The organism is Mycolicibacterium neworleansense (assembly GCF_001245615.1).
Taxonomy (GTDB): domain Bacteria; phylum Actinomycetota; class Actinomycetes; order Mycobacteriales; family Mycobacteriaceae; genus Mycobacterium; species Mycobacterium neworleansense.
In genome coordinates this window covers 225646-244873 of record NZ_CWKH01000003.1, presented here as the reverse complement: position 1 = coordinate 244873, position 19228 = coordinate 225646, and the positions used below count along the sequence as shown (strand labels likewise).

General features: G+C 66.4%; 17 protein-coding genes. 14 read left to right on the top strand and 3 right to left on the bottom strand.

Translation table 11 applies throughout. The features are described from left to right. The first annotated feature begins 63 nt into the window (after nt 1-63). The 3 genes from BN2156_RS25585 to BN2156_RS25575 are packed head-to-tail and all read left to right on the top strand — an operon-like array spanning nt 64 to nt 1236. A complete protein-coding gene (locus BN2156_RS25585; protein WP_090517809.1) occupies nt 64-420 on the top strand; it encodes a limonene-1,2-epoxide hydrolase family protein in 357 nt (118 codons plus the stop codon). A gap of 33 nt (nt 421-453) precedes the next feature. Next, nucleotides 454-1041 carry an HhH-GPD-type base excision DNA repair protein gene (locus tag BN2156_RS25580; RefSeq protein WP_090517808.1) on the top strand — a complete coding sequence of 196 codons (588 nt, stop codon included), beginning with the start codon at nt 454-456 and terminating at the stop codon, nt 1039-1041. Between the two features lie 45 nt (nt 1042-1086). Continuing rightward, nucleotides 1087-1236, top strand: coding sequence for a DUF1059 domain-containing protein (locus BN2156_RS25575; protein WP_003882209.1), 150 nt, complete (start codon nt 1087-1089; stop codon nt 1234-1236). Between the two features lie 88 nt (nt 1237-1324). Here the strand turns inward: BN2156_RS25575 and BN2156_RS25570 are convergent, their stop codons facing one another. Beyond that, the gene (locus tag BN2156_RS25570; RefSeq protein WP_090517807.1) at nt 1325-2317 is read right to left on the bottom strand and encodes an Rv1157c family protein; all 993 of its coding nucleotides are present in this window, start codon (nt 2315-2317) and stop codon (nt 1325-1327) included. Between the two features lie 24 nt (nt 2318-2341). After that, nucleotides 2342-2794, bottom strand: a complete 453-nt coding sequence (locus BN2156_RS25565) for a hypothetical protein (protein ID WP_328287104.1) — start codon at nt 2792-2794, stop codon at nt 2342-2344. A gap of 337 nt (nt 2795-3131) precedes the next feature. Here BN2156_RS25565 and BN2156_RS25560 point away from each other — a divergent pair, with 337 nt between their 5' ends. Next, nucleotides 3132-4394 carry a mannosyltransferase gene (locus BN2156_RS25560; protein ID WP_090517806.1) on the top strand — a complete coding sequence of 421 codons (1263 nt, stop codon included), beginning with the start codon at nt 3132-3134 and terminating at the stop codon, nt 4392-4394. Here the strand turns inward: BN2156_RS25560 and BN2156_RS25555 are convergent. Continuing rightward, nucleotides 4363-4656 (bottom strand): 4a-hydroxytetrahydrobiopterin dehydratase, encoded by a 294-nt coding sequence (locus BN2156_RS25555; RefSeq protein ID WP_090517805.1) that lies wholly within the window; start codon nt 4654-4656, stop codon nt 4363-4365. The two genes, BN2156_RS25560 and BN2156_RS25555, sit on opposite strands and share 32 nt — an antisense overlap. Before the next feature lie 25 nt (nt 4657-4681). Between BN2156_RS25555 and BN2156_RS25550 the strand changes: the two genes are divergently transcribed. The 10 genes from BN2156_RS25550 (at nt 4682) to BN2156_RS25505 (ending at nt 19223) form a co-directional block, all read left to right on the top strand. Continuing rightward, nucleotides 4682-5086: a (deoxy)nucleoside triphosphate pyrophosphohydrolase gene (locus BN2156_RS25550; RefSeq protein ID WP_090517804.1), complete on the top strand. Its 405-nt coding sequence runs from the start codon at nt 4682-4684 to the stop codon at nt 5084-5086. A 14-nt stretch (nt 5087-5100) separates the two neighbouring features. After that, the gene (locus BN2156_RS25545) at nt 5101-6198 is read left to right on the top strand and encodes a hypothetical protein (RefSeq protein WP_235625498.1); all 1098 of its coding nucleotides are present in this window, start codon (nt 5101-5103) and stop codon (nt 6196-6198) included. 153 nt (nt 6199-6351) lie between these two features. Beyond that, complete coding sequence (locus BN2156_RS25540; protein ID WP_090518545.1) at nt 6352-7575, top strand: nitrate/nitrite transporter; 1224 nt, start codon at nt 6352-6354, stop codon at nt 7573-7575. After that, nucleotides 7572-11258, top strand: coding sequence for a nitrate reductase subunit alpha (locus BN2156_RS25535; RefSeq protein WP_162490964.1), 3687 nt, complete (start codon nt 7572-7574; stop codon nt 11256-11258). Before BN2156_RS25540 ends, BN2156_RS25535 begins: the two co-directional genes overlap by 4 nt. Continuing rightward, complete coding sequence (gene narH / locus BN2156_RS25530; protein WP_090517802.1) at nt 11255-12898, top strand: nitrate reductase subunit beta; 1644 nt, start codon at nt 11255-11257, stop codon at nt 12896-12898. The genes BN2156_RS25535 and narH overlap by 4 nt, the downstream gene beginning before the upstream one ends. An 82-nt stretch (nt 12899-12980) precedes the next feature. Next, the gene (narJ, locus tag BN2156_RS25525; protein ID WP_162491006.1) at nt 12981-13562 is read left to right on the top strand and encodes a nitrate reductase molybdenum cofactor assembly chaperone; all 582 of its coding nucleotides are present in this window, start codon (nt 12981-12983) and stop codon (nt 13560-13562) included. After that, entirely contained in the window at nt 13562-14290 is a 729-nt protein-coding gene (narI, locus tag BN2156_RS25520) for a respiratory nitrate reductase subunit gamma (RefSeq protein ID WP_090517801.1), read from the top strand. Before narJ ends, narI begins: the two co-directional genes overlap by 1 nt. Before the next feature lie 88 nt (nt 14291-14378). Continuing rightward, nucleotides 14379-15764: a WS/DGAT/MGAT family O-acyltransferase gene (locus BN2156_RS25515; protein ID WP_090517800.1), complete on the top strand. Its 1386-nt coding sequence runs from the start codon at nt 14379-14381 to the stop codon at nt 15762-15764. Nucleotides 15765-15767: 3 nt separating this feature from the next. Then, a complete protein-coding gene (locus BN2156_RS25510) occupies nt 15768-16241 on the top strand; it encodes a pyridoxamine 5'-phosphate oxidase family protein (protein WP_090517799.1) in 474 nt (157 codons plus the stop codon). 405 nt (nt 16242-16646) lie between these two features. Further along, nucleotides 16647-19223: a PQQ-dependent sugar dehydrogenase gene (locus BN2156_RS25505; RefSeq protein ID WP_308207909.1), complete on the top strand. Its 2577-nt coding sequence runs from the start codon at nt 16647-16649 to the stop codon at nt 19221-19223. The last annotated feature ends 5 nt before the right edge of the window (nt 19224-19228 follow it).

Below are 19228 nucleotides of genomic sequence, written 5' to 3'. Positions count from 1 at the left end.
TCAAAATCCCCATGACCCGGGCATTCGCGAGAATCTCGCCGAAAGCGATGTTGTACTGGGCGCGTGACCCCAGAACAGTCGGTGCGTGCCGAACTCGAAGCATGGTCGACCCTGGACGTCGAGCAGATCGTGGCACCGTTTGCGCCGGACGCCGTCTGGGTTGCCCAGAGCACGGTGACCTTGCGCGGCATCGAAGAGATCCGGGTGGCGGTGACCGACTGGGTTGCCCGGATAACGTTCGCCGAGCTTCGGCTGGTCAACATCGCGACCAACGGCGACGTCGTGCTGACCGAGCGGGTCGACGCCTTCACCTTCACCGACGGCAAGAAGATCGAGTTGCCCGTCATGGGTGCGTTCGAGGTGGCGGACGGCAAGATCACGGGGTGGCGTGACTACTACGACCCGGGCGCGCACGGCTGACCCGTCGGCAGCGCGGAGCCCTAAACTGGCGACGTGGGAAAACTGCAGCTAGTCCAAGATCCGGAGGCCGACGCTCTGCTGGAGTCCAACCCGTTCGCGCTCTTGGTCGGGATGTTGTTGGACCAGCAGATCCCGATGGAGACGGCGTTCGCCGGGCCCAAGAAGATCGCCGACCGTCTCGGTGGCGTCGATGCGCGCGAGATCGCCGACTACAACCCGGACGCATTCATCGAGCTGGTGTCGCAAACCCCTGCCATCCACCGGTTTCCGGGGTCGATGGGCAAGCGGGTGCAGGACCTCGCGCGGGCCATCGTCGACGAGTACGACGGTGACGTGACGGCGCTGTGGACCGGCGGCGATCCGGACGGCAAAGAGGTGCTGCGCCGGCTCAAACGGCTGCCCGGGTTCGGTGATCAGAAGGCCCGGATCTTCTTGGCGCTGTTGGGCAAGCAGTACGGTGTGACACCGAAGGGCTGGCGTGAGGCGGCAGGGGATTACGGCGCGGCGGGCAGTTTCATGTCGGTGGCCGACGTGGTGGATCCCGGGTCGTTGCAGAAGGTCCGCACGTACAAGAAGCAGATGAAGGCCGCCGCGAAAGAAGCCAAGGCCGCCAAGTCTTGAGCGACTCGGGCTTGAAAGCTGGGCTACCTATGCAATGGTGAACATATGGCGAAGACACATCTGAACTGCCCTTGTGGCGAAGCGATCAGCGGGACCGACGAGGACGACCTGGTGGAGAAGGCACAGGCCCATCTGGCCCAGCAGCACCCCGGGCGTGAGTACGACCGCGAAATGATCCTCTTCATGGCCTACTAGGCCCAGCTTTCAGCCCTACACAAAATTCCCGGTCGCCGGCCATCAGGCCAGCGACCGGGAATTTCGTTTCCCCATTCATATGGTGTGGTCAGGGCACCACCGTGGATCCGATGGTGGGCATGAACTGGCACTGCTTCTCGGTCGTGGTGACCTGGCCGAAGATCGTCGACATGATGCTGCCGGAGCCGGTGTCGGCGATGGCGGTCAGCGTGGTCGGCCCTTCGGGGTTGATGTCCGAGCGCGGCTGAAGCGTCGCGCTGCCGGACTTGCCGGTGGTCAGGTTCACCCACGTGACGTTCAGCGGCAGCTTTTGCTCGGCGGCCGGGCCGGGCGTGCCGATCGCGGTGAACACGTACGCGGTCTGGCCGGCTTTCGGGCCGGGCAGCGGAATCGTGGCCGGGCCGGCCACTGAAATCGCCGTCGCCAGAACGTTTCCGCCGTCCTTGAGGCATCCGTTGCTGATCGACGGGTACATGAAGTCCTGCGTCGTCGGGGCATCGGGTCCGAAGCCAGGAGGAGGCGTGGGGGCCGGGGCCGGCAGAGCTTCAGGAGCAGGTGCCGGGATGGTGGCCGCCGCCGGAACAGCCCCGGGCGCGGGCGCCGCTTCGGGAGCCGGTGCGGGTGCGGGAGCCGGAGCAGCTTCCGGAGCCGGGGCGGGCGCCGGAGCGGGCAGTGCCTCAGGGGCCGGCCCGGCCGCATGGGCCGGGTCGACACCCATCGGCAGGTGAGCGTCGTTGCCGGCACCCAGAGCGGGAACATGCTCGGGTGCGGCGACGGGCTGTGCTGCGAAGTGGTTGACCGCCGTCGCGACGTTGCGGGATTCCGCCGTTTCCGACTTGTTGGCCGCGAAGGCCTGCGCGGCTGCCATCAGCAGCTGCACCGCGCCACCCGGGTCGGCCGCAGCCTGCTGGATGATCGGGCTCAGGTTCTCCATCGCCGGCAGGCCGGGGGCCTGCAGGTTGTCGATCGGCAGCGGTGCCGGGTCGGCATTGGCGACGGCGCTGCTGAACAGCAACAGGGTGGTGGACCCGATTGCGGCGGCGGTGCCGAACATCAGTTTCAGGGACTTACGCGGTGACATGGCTTTCCCAATCGTTTCGGGCGGTCAGACCAGTTCGGGGATCAGGGCAGGCCGGCGGTCAGCAGCGGAGCCAGCGCTGCGACACCCGGGTTGCTCATTCCGGGGGCCGCGGCCGCGGGAGCCGCCACTGCCGGAGCTGCGGCCCGGAACCAACGATCCCAGGGGCGCGTTGGCCGCCGCCGGCGTCACGGCAGTGGGCGCCTGCGGGAGGGTCACCGATGCAGTGGCCGACGGGGCCGGCGCCGGTGCGGCGGCGGGGGCGCCGGTCAGTGCGGAGCTCACGCCCTGCAGCAGCTGGGGCGCGGCTGCCGGCACGTTGGCGAGTTGGTTGACGATCGGCAGGTTCGGCGCGCCGGGGATCGCCGGGGCCGGTGCCACCGGTTCGGCGTTCGCTGTGGCACTGAGGGCCAACGCGACCGGGACTGCGCCGGCGGCCGCGATCATGCTGGTGGAAAGTGCTTTCCAGGTGAAGATCATGGTTCTCCCAATCGGTTGCTTGTGGTCTGAAGGCGAAACTATCGAGTTACTGGTGTTACTCAAGTGACACGTGTGGCGGTTATTCAACCGTTACTGCACCGGGCGAATTCGTTATCGCGCAGTGCCTCGGGCGTGATGCGCGGGCCCGGCGTCACCGCCCAGCGTCGTCAAGGCGAAGGCGTCACCCCGAATGCCACGCTGGAGTGGCCCTCGACCTCAGCAGCCACTCCAGCGTGACGATGTGGGCGAGTGTGGCGGTGTCTCGGCACTCCAGCGTGACGCTCGCCCTCGGGAGCCACTCTGACGTGACATACGGCCGGCGGGACCAACCCCTGGGATGCCGAACCGGATGAGCCGGGTCGCTAAAGTCGTGTCCGTTAACACCGAACCGGCCACCCACGTCTCAGCAACCGCGCGGCTCTACCGCCTGGCGCCTGTGTTGCTGGTCCTCAGCATTGCGGCACGACTGGCCTGGACCTACCTCGTCCCGAACGGCGCCAATTTCGTCGACCTGCACGTCTATGTCGGCGGCGCAGCCACGCTGGACGGCCACGCGGGCGCGCTCTATGACTACGTCTACGCGGACCAGACGCCGGATTTCCCACTGCCTTTCACCTATCCGCCGTTCGCCGCGGTGGTGTTCTATCCGCTGCATCTGCTGCCCTTCGGGCTGGTCGCGTTCTGTTGGCAGGTCGGCATCGTCGCGGCGCTGTACGGCGTGGTCCGGATCAGCCAGCTGTTGCTCGGCGGGCCGGCGCCCCGGCGTGTCGCGATGCTGTGGACCGCCGTCGGCATCTGGACCGAGCCGCTGCGCAGCACGTTCGACTACGGACAGATCAACGTGGTCCTGGTGCTCGCGGTGCTCTACGCCGTCTACAGCAACCGCTGGTGGCTGTCGGGGTTGCTGGTCGGCCTGGCCGCGGGGGTGAAGCTCACGCCTGCGGTGTCGGGGCTCTACTTCGTCGGCGCGCGCCGGTGGGGCACCGCGGTGTTCTCGGCGGTGGTGTTTTTCGGCACGGTCGCGTTCTCGGTGTTGGTGATCGGGGATGAGGCGCGCCGGTACTTCACCGAACTGCTCGGTGACGCCGGCCGGATCGGGCCGATCGGAACGTCGTTCAATCAATCGTGGCGCGGCGGGATCTCGCGAATCCTGGGCCATGACGCCGGATACGGTCCGGCGGTGCTGCTGGGCATCGCCGTCACCGCGGTCCTTGCCGTGCTGGCGTGGCGGGCTGTCGGCGGCAGTGCCGACCGACTCGGAGCGATCGTGATCGTGAGCCTGTTCGGGTTGCTGCTTTCACCGATTTCGTGGACGCACCACTGGGTCTGGCTGATCCCGCTGATGATCTGGTTGCTGCACGGCCCGCTGGCCGACCGGTTGGGGGCGCGGATCCTGGGCTGGGGCTGGCTGGCGCTGACGCTGGTCGGCGTGCCGTGGCTGCTCAGTTTCGCCCAGCCGACGATCTGGGTGATCGGCAGGCCGTGGTACCTGGCCTGGGCCGGGCTGGTCTACATCGTCGCGACGCTGGTGACACTGGCCTGGATCGCGGCAACCCCGACGAGCGGGCCTACGCGGACTGGTCGGACAGAATCCGGTTGATCTCCTCGGCCATCTGGACGTCCTTTTCGGTGATGCCGCCGGCAGAATGCGTCACCAGCGCGAACGTGACTGTGCGCCAGCGGATGTCGATGTCGGGATGATGGTCTTTTTCCTCGGCGAACTCGGCCACGCGGCGCACCGCGTCGATGCCGTCGAGGAACGTCGGAAATTTGGTGGATCTGCGCAGGGCGCCCGCCGCGCGTTCCCAGCCCGGCAGATCGGGCAGTGCGGCGTCGACCTGATCGTTCGATAACACGGCCATACCCGACGGTATACCGTCGGGCGCGATGGATGCGCAGATCGTGGTGGCCGGTGCACTGTTCTCGGCGGCTCGGCTGTTGGTCGCTCAACGGCAGCGGCCCCCGGAGCTGGCCGGTCTGTGGGAACTCCCCGGCGGCAAGGTGGGTGCCGGCGAGACCGACGCCGACGCGCTGGCCCGCGAGCTATACGAGGAGCTCGGTGTCGAGGTGGCCGTCGGTGCCCGCCTCGGGGTGGACGTCGCGCTGAAGGCGGGTATGACGCTGCGCGCCTACCGGGTGGCCCTCACCTCGGGCAGTCCACAACCGCACGATCACCGGGCCTTGCGCTGGGTCACGGTCGACGAGCTCGATGACCTGCCGTGGGTGCCCGCCGATCGGGCCTGGCTGGCCGACCTGGCCGCGACGCTGCGTTCGGGTGCCGCACTGGAATAGCCGCACTGCGGCGGGTGCGGACATTACTGTTCGGGCACATGCGGGTGCTGCAGTTCATCTGGCGAGGTGTGCTGGCGTTCGACCGGATAGGCTCGCGAATCCCGCAATTGATCCAGATCTGGCTGGTGGAGTTCTTCTTCGCACTGCCGTTGGCCTTCTTCGTCGCGAAGGTCGTCGACATCCGCGGCGGGTTCGGGGTTCCCGGCACGGGCGGATCGGTGCCCGGGGTGTTCTGGGGCGGGTTGGCGGTGTCACTGGTCTGTGGGTTCTTCTTCGTGCGCAACCTGATCCGCCCGCGCCTGGTGTCCGGCTCGTGGACGCCCATGGTGCATGCCGATGTCGGCGACTACACCGTGATGGCGGGGAATCGGGCGTGGAAGGTCGACTACCGGTACCTCACCAGTCACCCGTCGTACGCCCTGCTGCTCACACTCACCGCGCCGGTCCCGGCGGTGATGGTGCTGGCCACCGTCAATCACGGAGATGCGACGTTCTATTGGCGCGTGGCCGGGATCGCCGGACTGGTGATCCTGGCGTTGATGGCGCTGGCCCGCGTATTGGCTTGGTACGTCTTCCGTTTCGGCCGGAGCGCACTCGCCACGGAGGTCGAGGGGATGTCGTCGCGCCGGCTTAGCTGGGAGATCGCCTGGAAGCCGGTTTTGATGCTCATGGTGTTGATGTACGCCATCGTCGGTATCCCGCTGGGCTGGATGTGGTGGCAGGAGAAGCGCACGATCGCCGGGCTGCCGGAGGTGACGGTGGCCGACGGCGTCGACGCCGCAGGCCAGTACCGCCGGGTGCGGGGCAGCGTGATCGGCGAACCGGTGTACTGGGCCCCGCGTGGGACGGGCCGCGGCGGCAACAACTATTCGGGTGCCGGAGTGTTGGTCGAGTTGCCCTCGGGCGGACAGGCGCTGTTGCTGGCCGAGTCGTTGTCGGTGCCCGACTTCGTCGGGGCGCTCAAGCGGGTCGACGACGGTCACCTGGCGGCGCAGGGAAAGGTGGTCGATCATCTCACCGAGGATCAGCTCACCTACTACGGCTTGGACGAGAATGCCTTTCCCGCGGCCCCGGCCGAGGGGCGGGTAATGGTCCTGCTGTCCTATCCGTGATGCCGTTGCTGTCGGTCCCGCGAGTTAATCGGTGGAGCCGCAACGACATTAATTTCGGCATACTCATGTTGCGGATTACATTTCCGTGAAACTGCCTGCAACGTTTCCGGCAAAATGACGCGACCGCGCCGAACATGGTGTTTTGCTGTTGTGGTGACCACGGCAACTGCGCCGTACCTGGGCCAAGGGCAGAGAATCAATCTCTTGCTGGCCACCTGGGTCTCGGCCATCAACTTCTGGGCCTGGAACATGATCGGCCCGCTGTCCACTACTTACGCCGGCGACATGAAGCTGAGCAGCACGCAGGCTTCGATGCTTGTCGCCACTCCGATCCTGGTCGGCTCGCTCGGCCGGGTAGCAGTCGGCGCGCTGACCGACAGGTACGGCGGTCGCACGATGTTCCTGGCGGTGACACTGGCCTCGATCGTTCCGGTGTTGGCGGTCGGGGCGGCGGGGGAGGCCAGGTCGTATCCGATGTTGTTGGTGTGCGGGTTCTTCCTGGGCATCGCCGGCACCATCTTCGCGGTCGGAATCCCGTTCGCGAACAACTGGTATGAGCCCTCCCGCCGCGGCTATGCCACCGGTGTGTTCGGTATGGGCATGGTCGGCACGGCGTTGTCGGCATTCTTCACACCGAGATTCGTCCGCTGGTTCGGCTTGTTCCCCACCCATCTCATCATCGCGGTCGCCCTGGCGCTGACCGCGGTGTTGTGTCTGGTGGTGATGCGTAATTCACCGGTGTTCCAGCCGAATACCGATCCGGTGCTGCCGAAACTCAAGTCGGCCCTGAAACTTCCCGTCACATGGGAGATGTCGTTCCTGTACGCGGTGGTATTCGGCGGATTCGTGGCGTTCAGCAATTATCTGCCCACCTACATCAAGAATGTGTATGAATTCTCCGCCGTCCAAGCCGGTAGCCGTACAGCGGGATTCGCGTTGGCCGCGGTGCTGGCCCGGCCGATCGGCGGCGCGCTGTCGGACCGGATCCCGCCCAAGTACGTGGTGCTGACATCATTCGCGGGGACCGCCGTGCTGGCATTCATCGCGGTGTTCCAGCCGCCGCCGGACGTGTGGTCGGCGGCGACGTTCATCGGCCTGGCCGTCTTTCTGGGCATCGGCACCGGCGGCGTCTTCGCCTGGGTCGCGCGCCGGTCACCGGCCAAGGAGGTCGGTTCGGTCACCGGCATCGTCGCCGCCGCAGGCGGTTTGGGCGGCTACTTCCCGCCGTTGGTGATGGGTGCGACGTACGACGCGGTGGATCACGACTACACGGTCGGGTTGCTGTTGCTCGTGGCGACGGCGCTGCTGGCGTTCGGGTACACCGCACTCCGACTCCACGCTCATGAGCCCGAGCAGGCCAAGGAGGCGCGTCAATGACCAAGCCCCACATCGGCGGGTCGATCGAGGAGTTGCTCGAGCGCAGTGGCAGGTTCTTCACCGCCGGTGAGTTCTCCGAGGACCTCAGGACGGTCACTCGGCAGGGCGGCCGTCAGGGCGACGTCTTCTACCGCGACCGGTGGAGTCACGACAAGGTGGTGCGTTCGACCCACGGGGTGAACTGCACCGGGTCATGTTCCTGGAAGATCTACGTCAAAGACGGGATCATCACCTGGGAAACCCAGGAGACCGATTATCCGTCGGTCGGGCCCGACCGGCCCGAGTACGAGCCCCGCGGATGCCCGCGCGGTGCGGCGTTCTCGTGGTACACCTACTCGCCGACACGGGTGCGCTACCCGTACGCGCGCGGCGTGCTTGTCGAGATGTACCGGGAGGCCAAGGCACGCCTGAAGGATCCGGTGTTGGCGTGGGCCGACATTCAGGGCGATCCGGAGCGCCGCAGGCGCTATCACCAGGCCCGGGGCAAGGGTGGTCTGGTCCGCGTGGGCTGGGCCGAGGCCACCGAGATGATCGCGGCCGCGCACGTGCACACCATCAAGACCTACGGGCCGGACCGGGTGGCCGGATTCTCGCCGATCCCGGCGATGTCGATGGTGTCGTTCGCCGCCGGTTCGCGGTTCGTCGAACTCCTCGGTGGCGTGATGACGTCGTTCTACGACTGGTATGCCGACCTTCCGGTGGCCTCTCCGCAGGTGTTCGGGGACCAGACCGACGTCCCGGAATCGGGCGACTGGTGGGACGCGTCGTATCTGATGATGTGGGGTTCCAATGTCCCGGTGACACGCACCCCCGATGCGCACTGGATGGCCGAGGTGCGTTACCGGGGCACCAAAGTGGTCACGGTCAGCCCGGATTACGCCGACAACACCAAGTTCGCCGATGAGTGGATGCCGTGCGCGGCGGGCACGGACGGCGCGCTGGCCATGGCGATGGGCCACGTCATCCTCGACCAGTGCTTCGTGCAGAACCGGGTTCCGTACTTCGTCGACTACGTCCGCAAGTTCACGGATCTGCCGTTCCTGGTGAAGCTCGAAGAGCGTGGCGGTGTGCTGGTGCCCCGTAAGAACCTCACCGCCGCCGACCTCGGCGGGGTAATCGCAGAACAGGAGAACGCGGCGTTCAAGCCCGTTCTGCTCGACGGGGCCAGCAACAGTGTCGCGGTCCCGCAGGGCTCGCTGGGATTCCGATACGGCAACGACGGTCTCGGAAAGTGGAACCTCGACCTGGAAGACCTGGTCCCCGCGCTGACCGTGTTGGGAGACAGCTTCGAGACCGCCGAGATCACGCTGCCGCGCTTCGACACCGTCGACGGTAGCGGCGCGACGCTGCAGCGTGGTGTGCCGGTGCGGCGCGTCGGGCAACACCTGGTGTGCACGGTGTTCGACCTGATGCTGGCCCAGTACGGCGTGCGCCGGCCGGGCCTGCCGGGTGACTGGCCAGAAGGATACGACGACGCCACCCGGCCCTACACCCCGGCCTGGCAGGAGCAGATCACCGGGGTGTCCGCCGCTCAGGCGATCCGGGTGGCACGCGAATTCGCCCGCAACGCCGAGGAATCCGGTGGCCGGTCGATGATCATCATGGGCGCAGGCATCTGCCAGTGGTTCCACGGCGACGCCACCTACCGGGCCGTGCTGGCGCTGCTGCTGCTCACTGGTTCGATGGGGCGCAACGGCGGCGGCTGGGCCCACTACGTGGGCCAGGAGAAGTGCCGGCCTGTCACCGGATGGGCCGCCATGGCGATGGGCACCGACTGGTCGCGACCGCCGCGGCAGATGGCCGGTACGTCGTACTGGTACGCCCACACCGACCAGTGGCGCTACGACGGGTACCGTGCCGACGCGCTGTCCAGTCCGGTGGGCCGCGGACGGTTCCGCGACAAGCACACGATGGATGTGATGGCTTCGGCGGTGGCCATGGGATGGACGCCGTTCTACCCGCAGTTCGACCGGTCCAGCCTGGATGTGACCGACGAGGCCAAGGCCGCCGGCCAGGAGGTTCCGGACTATGTGGCCGGTCAATTGGCCAGTGGCGGGCTGAAACTCGCGGTCACCGACCCGGACAATCCGGCCAACTGGCCGCGGGTGCTCAACATCTGGCGAGCCAATCTGCTGGGCTCCTCCAGCAAGGGCAACGAGTACTTCTTACGGCATCTGCTGGGTACGACATCCAACGTACAGGCCGAGCCCACCGTCGAGGAGTTGCGGCCGAACGACGTGGCCTGGACCGACGACATCCCTGAAGGCAAGCTCGATCTGCTGATGTCGATCGACTTCCGGATGACGTCGACGACGCTGCTCTCTGACGTGGTGCTGCCCGCGGCCACCTGGTACGAGAAGGCCGATCTGTCCAGCACCGATATGCATCCGTACATCCACGCCTTCAGCCCGGCTGTCGACCCGCCGTGGGAAACTCGTTCGGATTTCGAGGCTTTCGGGGCGATCGCCCGCACCTTCAGTGCGTTGGCCGCCCGGCATCTGGGCACCCGCACCGACGTGGTGATGGGCACGCTGCAACACGACACCCCGGGGGCGATGGCCTATCCCGGTGGGACCGAACACGATTGGCGGACCACCGGTGAGACGCCGGTGCCGGGCAAGACGATGGGCCCACTGGTGGTGGTGGAACGCGACTACACCGCGATCGCCGACAAGTGGTCCACCCTGGGCCCGCTGGTCAACACCCTGGGGCTGACCACAAAGGGCGTCACCACGCATCCGGAGCAGGAGGTCGCCGAACTCGCCGCGAAGTTCGGAGTGATGGATTCCGGTGCCGGCCAGGGCCGCCCGGCGATCACCACCGCCGAGCGGATGGCCGACGTGATCCTGGCGCTCTCGGGCACCTCCAACGGCCGGCTGGCCGTGGAGGGATTCCGCGAACTCGAACGGCGCACCGGCCGCAAGCTCATCCATCTGGCCATCGGTAACGAGGAACGCCGGATCACCTACGCCGACACCCAGGCCAGGCCGGTGCCGGTGATCACCAGCCCGGAGTGGTCGGGCAGTGAGACCGGCGGTCGCCGCTACGCACCGTTCACGGTGAACATCGAGGAGCTCAAGCCCTTCCACACGCTCACCGGCCGCATGCACTTCTACGTCGACCACGATTGGTTGGAGGAACTGGGCGAGCAGTTGCCGATCTACCGCCCACCGTTGGACATGGCCAGATTGTTCGGCGAATCCAAGCTGGGGCGCGACGGAATCGGCCTGACCGTGCGGTATCTGACCCCGCACTCCAAGTGGTCGATCCACTCGGAGTATCAGGACAACCTGTTCATGCTGTCGCTGTCGCGGGGCGGTCCGACCATGTGGATGAGCCCGGCCGACGCCGCGAAGATCGAGGTGAACGACAACGACTGGATCGAGGCGGTGAACCGCAACGGGGTGCTGGTGTGCCGGGCGGTGGTCAGCCACCGGATGCCCGAGGGGGTGGTGTACGTCTACCACGCCCAGGAACGCACCATCGACGTGCCACTGAGCGAAACCACGGGGACCCGTGGCGGGATCCACAATTCGCTGACCCGGCTGTTGGTCAAGCCCAGCCACCTGGCCGGCGGGTATGCCCAGCACTCGTTCGCCTTCAACTATCTCGGCCCCACCGGAAATCAGCGCGACGAGGTGACGGTGGTCCGCCGCCGTTCGCAGGAGGTGAAGTACCAGTGAAGGTCATGGCCCAGATGGCGATGGTGATGAACCTCGACAAGTGCATCGGGTGTCAAACCTGTTCGGTCACCTGTAAACAGGCGTGGACCAACCGGGCCGGAACCGAGTACGTCTGGTTCAACAACGTCGAAACTCGTCCGGGGCAGGGTTACCCGCGCACCTATCAGGATCAGGAGCGCTGGCGTGGCGGGTGGAAGCTGGACCGGCGCGGCCGGCTGCGCCTGCGTGACGGCGGCCGGCTGGCCAAGCTGGCCCGGATATTCGCGAATCCGAAGCTGCCGTCCATCGAGGACTACTACGAGCCGTGGACGTATGACTACGAGAACCTGACCTCGGCACCCCTGGGCGAACACATCCCGACCGCGCCGCCGCGAAGCCTGATCACCGGCAAGCCCATGAAGGTGTCGTGGTCGGCGAACTGGGACGACGACCTGGCCGGCTCGCCGGAGATCGTGCCGGGGGATCCGATCCTCAAGCAGGTCAGCGAGCAGATCAAGCTCGAGCTCGAGCAGACCTTCATGTTCTACCTGCCCCGGATCTGCGAGCACTGCCTGAACCCGGCGTGTGTGGCGTCCTGCCCGTCGGGCGCAATGTACAAGCGGTCCGAGGATGGCATCGTGCTGGTCGATCAGGACCGCTGCCGCGGCTGGCGGATGTGCGTGTCCGGATGCCCTTACAAGAAGGTGTATTTCAACCACAAGACCGGCAAGGCCGAGAAGTGCACGCTGTGCTACCCGCGCATCGAGGTCGGGCTGCCCACGGTGTGCTCGGAGACCTGTGTGGGCCGGCTGCGTTACCTCGGGCTGGTGCTCTACGACGTCGACAAGGTGCTGGAGGCCGCCTCGGTGCCCGACGACAAGGATCTCTACGAGGCGCAGCGGCAGATCCTGCTGGACCCGACTGATCCGGAAGTGATCGCCGGGGCCCGTGCCGAGGGCATCTCCGACGAATGGATCGAGGCGGCCCAACGCTCTCCGATATACAAGCTCATCCACACGTTTGGTGTTGCGCTGCCACTGCATCCGGAGTTCCGCACTGTGCCGATGGTCTGGTACATCCCGCCGCTGTCCCCGGTGGTCGACGCGGTCAGCCGCGACGGACACGACGGCGAGGACATCGGCAATCTGTTCGGCGCGCTGGAGGCGCTGCGAATCCCGATCGAGTACCTGGCCGGGTTGTTCACCGCCGGGGACACCGCCGTCGTCGAGGGGGTGCTGCGCCGTCTCGCCGCGATGCGGTCCTACATGCGCGACATCAACCTCGGCCGGCAGACCCAACCGCACATTCCCGCCGCGGTCGGCATGACCGAGGAACAGACCTACGAGATGTACCGGCTGCTGGCGCTCGCGAAATATGAGGAGCGCTACGTCATTCCGACTGCCTACAGCTCGGAGGGCATACCCGGGGCGGAGGAGCCCGGGTGTTCATTGTCGTTCGAGGGCGGGCCCGGAATGTACGAGTCGGGTCCGTTCGGCGAGGCCAGCGGTGGGCCGGTGCCGGTGGCGGTGGAGACCTTCCATGCGCTGCAGCACCGGCAGACCACCGGCGGGATGGCCGCCAACGCCGAGCGCCCATCGAGGGTCAACCTGCTCAACTGGGACGGCAGGGGCGTTCCGTCGGGCATGTTCCCGCAGGACTAGCCAGGGAGAACCAGTGAGGAAGCGTAGGAACCGATCCGATGACAGCCTGCAGGATCGCCTGGTGTGGCAGGCGGCCTCGCTGATGCTCGCCTACCCAGACGACGGCCATGCCGATCGGCTGCAGACCGCCGCGCGCCTGCTGGACCACGTCACCGGTGAGCGACGGGCACTGCTCGGCGAAACCGTTGTCGGGTTGAGTCTTCGGTCCACCATGGAGCTGGCGCAGGAGTACGTGGAGACCTTCGACCTGCACAAGCGGTGCACCATGCTACTGACCTACTGGACGTCGGGGGACACCCGGAACCGCGGCGCGGACATGGTCGAGTTCACCCAGACCTACCGGGCCGCCGGCGTGGAGATTCCGAAAGGTGAAGCCCCCGATCACCTTCCGGTGGTGCTGGAATTCGCCGCCACCGTCGACCCGGAAGCGGGGCGGCGGCTGCTCGCCAAATACCGCGTGCCGATCGGTGTGGTGGCCCGCGCGTTGGCCGAGGCGAGATCGCCGTATGCGCCCGTGGTCGCGGCGGTGGACGCCACCCTGCCGTCCCTGTCCTCCGTCGACGACGTATCGCGTTTGATGCGGTGCGGGCCGCCCGCGGAATCTGTCGGGTTGCAGCCCTTTCAGCTGACCGTTCCGCCCCGCCGGGTACAGGAGGTGCGCTGATGTCGGGCTGGGAGATCTTCTGGGACGTGGTGCCGTACGTGACGCTGGCGGTGGTGGCCGTCGGAACCTGGTGGCGCTATCGCTACGACAAGTTCGGTTGGACGACACGATCGTCACAGCTCTACGAGTCGCGGCTGCTACGTATCGCCAGCCCGATGTTCCACTTCGGCATGCTCGTGGTGTTCATCGGTCACGTCATCGGCCTGTTCATCCCGGAATCGTGGATGGATCTGGTGATGAGCGACCACGTCTATCACCTGCAGGCGGTGATCCTGGGTGGTATCGCCGGCATCGCCGCGCTCGTCGGCATCGCGCTGCTCATCTACCGGCGCCGTGCCACCGGCCCGGTGTTCATGGCCACCACCGTCAATGACAAGACGATGTACCTGGTGCTGGTGGCCGCGATGGTGGCCGGCTTCGCCTGTACGGCGATCGGGGCCACACCCGAAGGCGCCGAGCATGATTACCGCGAAACCGTGTCACCCTGGTTCCGCTCGATCTGGATCCTGCAGCCCCGCGGCGACCTGATGGTCCAGGCGCCGCTCTACTTCCACATCCACGTCATCATCGCGCTGGTGCTGTTCTGCCTGTGGCCGTTCACCCGGCTCGTGCACGTGTTCAGCGCCCCGATCGGTTACCTGTTCCGTCCCTACATCGTCTACCGGGGCCGCGATGTCGCCGAGCGCAGTGAGCTGGTCGGATCGCGGCCGCAGCGCCGGGGCTGGTGAGCGCGCCGCCAATACCGATCTCGCCGGGGTCAGACATTGGGGACCTTTGGCCCTCCCCGACCAGGCACGTCAGGCGGACCATCGTTCTATGGAGCAGTTGACCGCCCTGGACGCGGGGTTCCTCGAAGCCGAGGACTCCGATCGCCACGCGAGCTTGGCGATCGGGGCGATCGCCGTGCTGGACGGGCCGATGCCCCGCCCCGACACCATCATGGCCGGCCTGGCCGAACGGGCGCTGACGGTGCCCCGCCTGCATCAACTGCTGCGCACCCAGCCGCTCGACCTCGGGGCGCCACAATGGGTGGAGGACACCAACTTCGATGCATCCCACCACATTCGGTATGCCGCGCTGCCGCAGCCAGGTGATGATGCGGCGCTGTACCGATGGGCCGCCGACATCATGGAGCGGCGCCTCGACCGGGACCGTCCGCTGTGGGAGTGCTGGGTCGTCGACGGCCTCGAATACAATCGCTGGGCGATCCTGCTCAAGGTTCACCACTGCATCGCCGACGGCATCGCTGCGGCACGGCTGTTCAGCCGGCTCTGTGACGACGGCGGCACGCCCGGCAAAGGTGTGGTGCGTCGAGCGGCGAGAGGCACCGGTGCGTTCAGCCCGGCCGATTGGCTCGGTGAGGCATGGCGTATCTCGACCGGGCTCCCCGTCGCCGCCGTGCAGGCGGTCCGCGGAGCCCTCGGCATCGTCACCGGGCTGCTGCGCCCGGCGGCCGCCAGCTCGTTGACCGGGCCGGTGACGAGCATGCGGCGCTACGCGGCCGGCGAGGTGTCGCTGGATGAGGTCGACTCGGTGTGCCGGGAATTCGGTGTGACGGTCAATGATGTTGCGCTGGCGGCGATCACCGACAGCTTCCGCAACATACTCATTCGCCGCGGCGAGAAGCCGAGGCGGGACGCGCTGCGTACCCTGGTGCCGGTTTCGGTGCGGTCCGACGACGCGCGTGACCGCGCTGACAATCGGGTATCGGTGATGCTGCCGTACCTTCCGGTCGACAAGGCAGACCCCGTGCACCAGCTGCGCACCGTGCATTCACGGCTGTCCAGGGCCAAATCCAGTGGACAACGTGAAGCGGGCAACATCCTGGTCTCGGCGGCAAACGTGATCCCGTTCGCGCTCACCGCGTGGACGGTGCGGGCACTGACCCGGTTGCCGCAACGCGGCGTCGTCACCGTCGCCACGAATGTGCCCGGCCCGCCGAAGCGGTTGCGCGTGATGGGCCGCGACATCGTGCGGTTGCTGCCGATTCCGCCGATCGCGATACAACTGCGCACCGGTGTCGCCATCATGAGTTATGCCGACCGGCTGGTCTTCGGTGTCATCGGCGATTACGACACGGCTCCCGATGTGGACGAACTCGCCCGCGGCATCGAGCGTGCCGTTGCCCGTCTGGTCGATATCAGCGCCGGGCACTGGCGCTCCACCCCGGTGGGAACTCTGCAACTCGTACAGGGAGGTTGATCGATGAAGGGACAGGAACTCGGCGTTCTCACCCGCAGGCAATGCCTGGATCTGTTGGAGCGGGTGCGGGTGGGCCGATTGGTGTTCACCGAGGATGCGCTGCCGGCCGTGCAGCCGGTCAACTTCCGCGTGTGGCATGACGATGTGGTGATCCGCGTTGCCGGCGGGGCCAAGCTGAGCGCCGCCATCGAGCATCAAGTGGTCGCCTTTCAAGCCGATGAGCTCGACGCCGATCTACGGACGGGGTGGAGCGTGACGATCGTCGGGCATGCCGAGCCGATCACCGACGTGGATGAGCAGGTGGAAGTCGCCGGGACGTTCGTACAGCCGTGGGCCGAGGGGCGGCGCGACCACTTCGTGCGGATCCGGGCCGAGAAGGTCACCGGGCGTGAGCTCCGGGACCACGCGATGCCGCACTACCAGGGCAACAACGCAAATGGTGAATTTCAGAATTCGGCAGGCCAAGTTCACAGGTAAGTCATAGAGTTTGGGCAGGATCGTCCCGCTCCACCGCTCGAGAACGGGAGACGGATCCGTGGGGGGCCCATGTTCAAACAGCCTGTTGGCGCCGGGATCAATCATGTTGTCCGCGTTGGCGCCGTGGCACTCGCTCTCGGACTGGGCGCCGCCATCGCCTCTCCCGTAGGGGTGGCCACGGCCGATGACACGGGTACTTCGGTGTCATCGGAATCGCCGTCCTCGGAAGCGAATAGCGCCGCCGCGCCGGATCCGCAACCACCTGCATCCGCTGCGCCCACACCGACGGGTCCGGCCGGTTCGCCCCCCGGCAGATTCGGGCGACCGGGCAAAGAGCTTGTCTCAGAGTTGTTGAAGGGGAAGCGATCTAAGTCGAAGCAAACCGTTGTCACCCTCGACGACGGTGTGGTCATCCGGAGTTCGGGTGGGGCGCACACGGCGGGTGCCGACGAGCCCGAATTGCCTGTAGTGGTCGATCAAGCGGTAGATGTCGTCGACCCGGAGCCCCAGGACGTGGCGCCGGTCGAAGAGGCTGTAGCAAACGACACCGGCGCGGTGGATTCGCCGAATCGGCCTACCGGCGAGCTGTATTCGAAGAACCGCAAACTCGACCCTGAATCGAAGCAGGCGGATGTTGCCGACCGGGCGACGTTGCTCGGCGCCGTGCGAGCCAAGGTCGAAGCGTTCGCCACGGCATCGCCATCGCCGACACTGCAGACCCAGACACAGACCCAGACGCAGGAGCGGGCAACCATCACCATCCCGCCGCTGCCACTTCCGGGGCCGGACTCACCGGAGCCGGTCAAGAAGGCCTGGGGTTGCTTCTGCAACGTCTTCACCACGGTGGCTCCGATCGCCCAGAAGATCGGCGGCCTGATCAACGAGTACATCCTTCCGGTTCTGGCTACTCCCGCCCCTGGCGAGACTCCGGACTCGCCGGTGCTGTGGGCCGTGCTCGGCTGGGTGCGCCGACAGGCCGACCAAATACTCTCCGCCCCTCCGATTTCGGACTTCACGGAAGCGGTCACGGCGTGGGGCGCATTGACGCTTCAGCAGGTGACGCAGTCCTGCGGGGAGCCCACTGCGGGGCTGCCGGAGGAGCTCGAACGCACCGTGATCGTGTCGGGGCTGTCCGAACCGGTGGATTTCCGGTTCCTGCCGGACGATCCGGACAACCCGGACGACGGCGGGATCCTGATCGCCGAGAAGGGCGGGGCGATCAAGCTCTACAAGGAGGGCCAGGGGACGACCACGCTGGTGGAACTGCAGACGCAGACCGACTTCGAGAGTGGGATCGGCGGCATCGAGGTCGACCCGAACTTCGCCGAAAACCACTACGTCTACGTGTCATACACCAACGGCAACGACACCGATGTGCTGTCGCGCTTCACCCTCTCCGGTGATGAGGCCGCCATCCTGGCCTCCGAGCAGGTGCTGATCGCGTCGGACGAGAAGGCCGGGCCGATCCACCATGGCGGCGAAATCTATTACGAGGACAATCCCGGCGACGCTGCCGACTACATCTACTGGGCCAAGGGCGACAACTCGGTCAGCACCAACGCGCAGGACCTCACCAACGTCCACGGCAAGATCATGCGGATCCACCCCGACGGAACGATCCCGACGGACAATCCCTTCTACAACACACCCGGTGCCCGCAAGGAGATCTGGGCTTACGGGCTGCGCAACCCGTTCCGGTTCGACGTTGCGCCGAATGGCCAGCTGCTCGTGGGTGATGTGGGCGACACCTCTTGGGAAGAGCTCAACGTCGTGACGAAGGGTGCCAACTACGGTTGGCCCGGGGCGGAAGGCGTGTGCGTCGGCTGCGGCTACGTCAATCCGATCTACTCCTACGACCACAACACGCCGGCCGGAACCGCCTCGATCACATCTGTCCTGGTGTACACCGGTGACACCTTCCCCGAGGAGTACCGCGGCAAGGTCTTTGTCGCCGACTACACGCTCGGCTGGATCAAGGTGCTGACCCTCGATGAGGACTACGACAGCTACGTCAGCGAGCAGCCCTTCGACGGCCAGGCGGGGACACCGGTGCGGCTCATCCAGGGTCCGGACGGCAACATCTATCAACTGAACATCTATCCCGGCGAGCTGTCGATGATCGCGCCGTCGGGCGGCAACCGGGCGCCGACAGCCGTCGTGACGGCGACGCCGACCAACGGGTATTCGCCTCTGGTGGTGAACTTCTCATCACAGGGTTCGGCCGACCCCGATCCGAACTCCACCCTCACATATCACTGGGATTTCGGTGACGGCACGACGTCGACGGAGGCCAACCCGACCAAGACCTACGGCACCAACGGCACCTACAACGTGACGCTGACCGTGAGTGACGGGGAGAAGACGGGCCAGGACACGCAGTCGGTCACCGTCGGCAGTACCGCGCCGCACGACCTGACGATCACGACACCGCAGGGCGCACCGCTGGACAACTCGAAATACAATGCCGGCGACACCATTTCGTTCACCGGCTCGGCTCTGGATCAGGACGAGACACTTCCCGACAGCGCCTACAACTGGACCGTGGTGTTCCATCATGCCGATCACATCCACCCGGTCACCAGCAACATCGTCGGCAAGACGGGCAGCATCACCGTTCCGACCGACCCGCACAACTCCGCGGACACCTGGTACGAGGTTAGGCTGACCGTCACCGACAGCAGCGGCCTGTCGACGACCTCCTCGGCCAACGTCTACCCCAACACCGTCACGCAGACGTTCACCGCGAGCGACCCGGACGCGGTCTTCACGATCGACGGCAAGCCGTACACAGGGTCCTACACCGAGACGTCGGTGGTGGGTGTGCAGCGGGTGCTGGGAGTCTCGTCGCCGCAATTCGTCGACGACGGTCAGCTGGTCTTCGTCAGCTGGTCCGATGGCGGAGCGCAAACCCACACGATCGTCACCCCGGGCACGGACACCAACTACGTCGTGACCTTCAACAAGGTTCCGTCGGTGCTGTGAGCGTC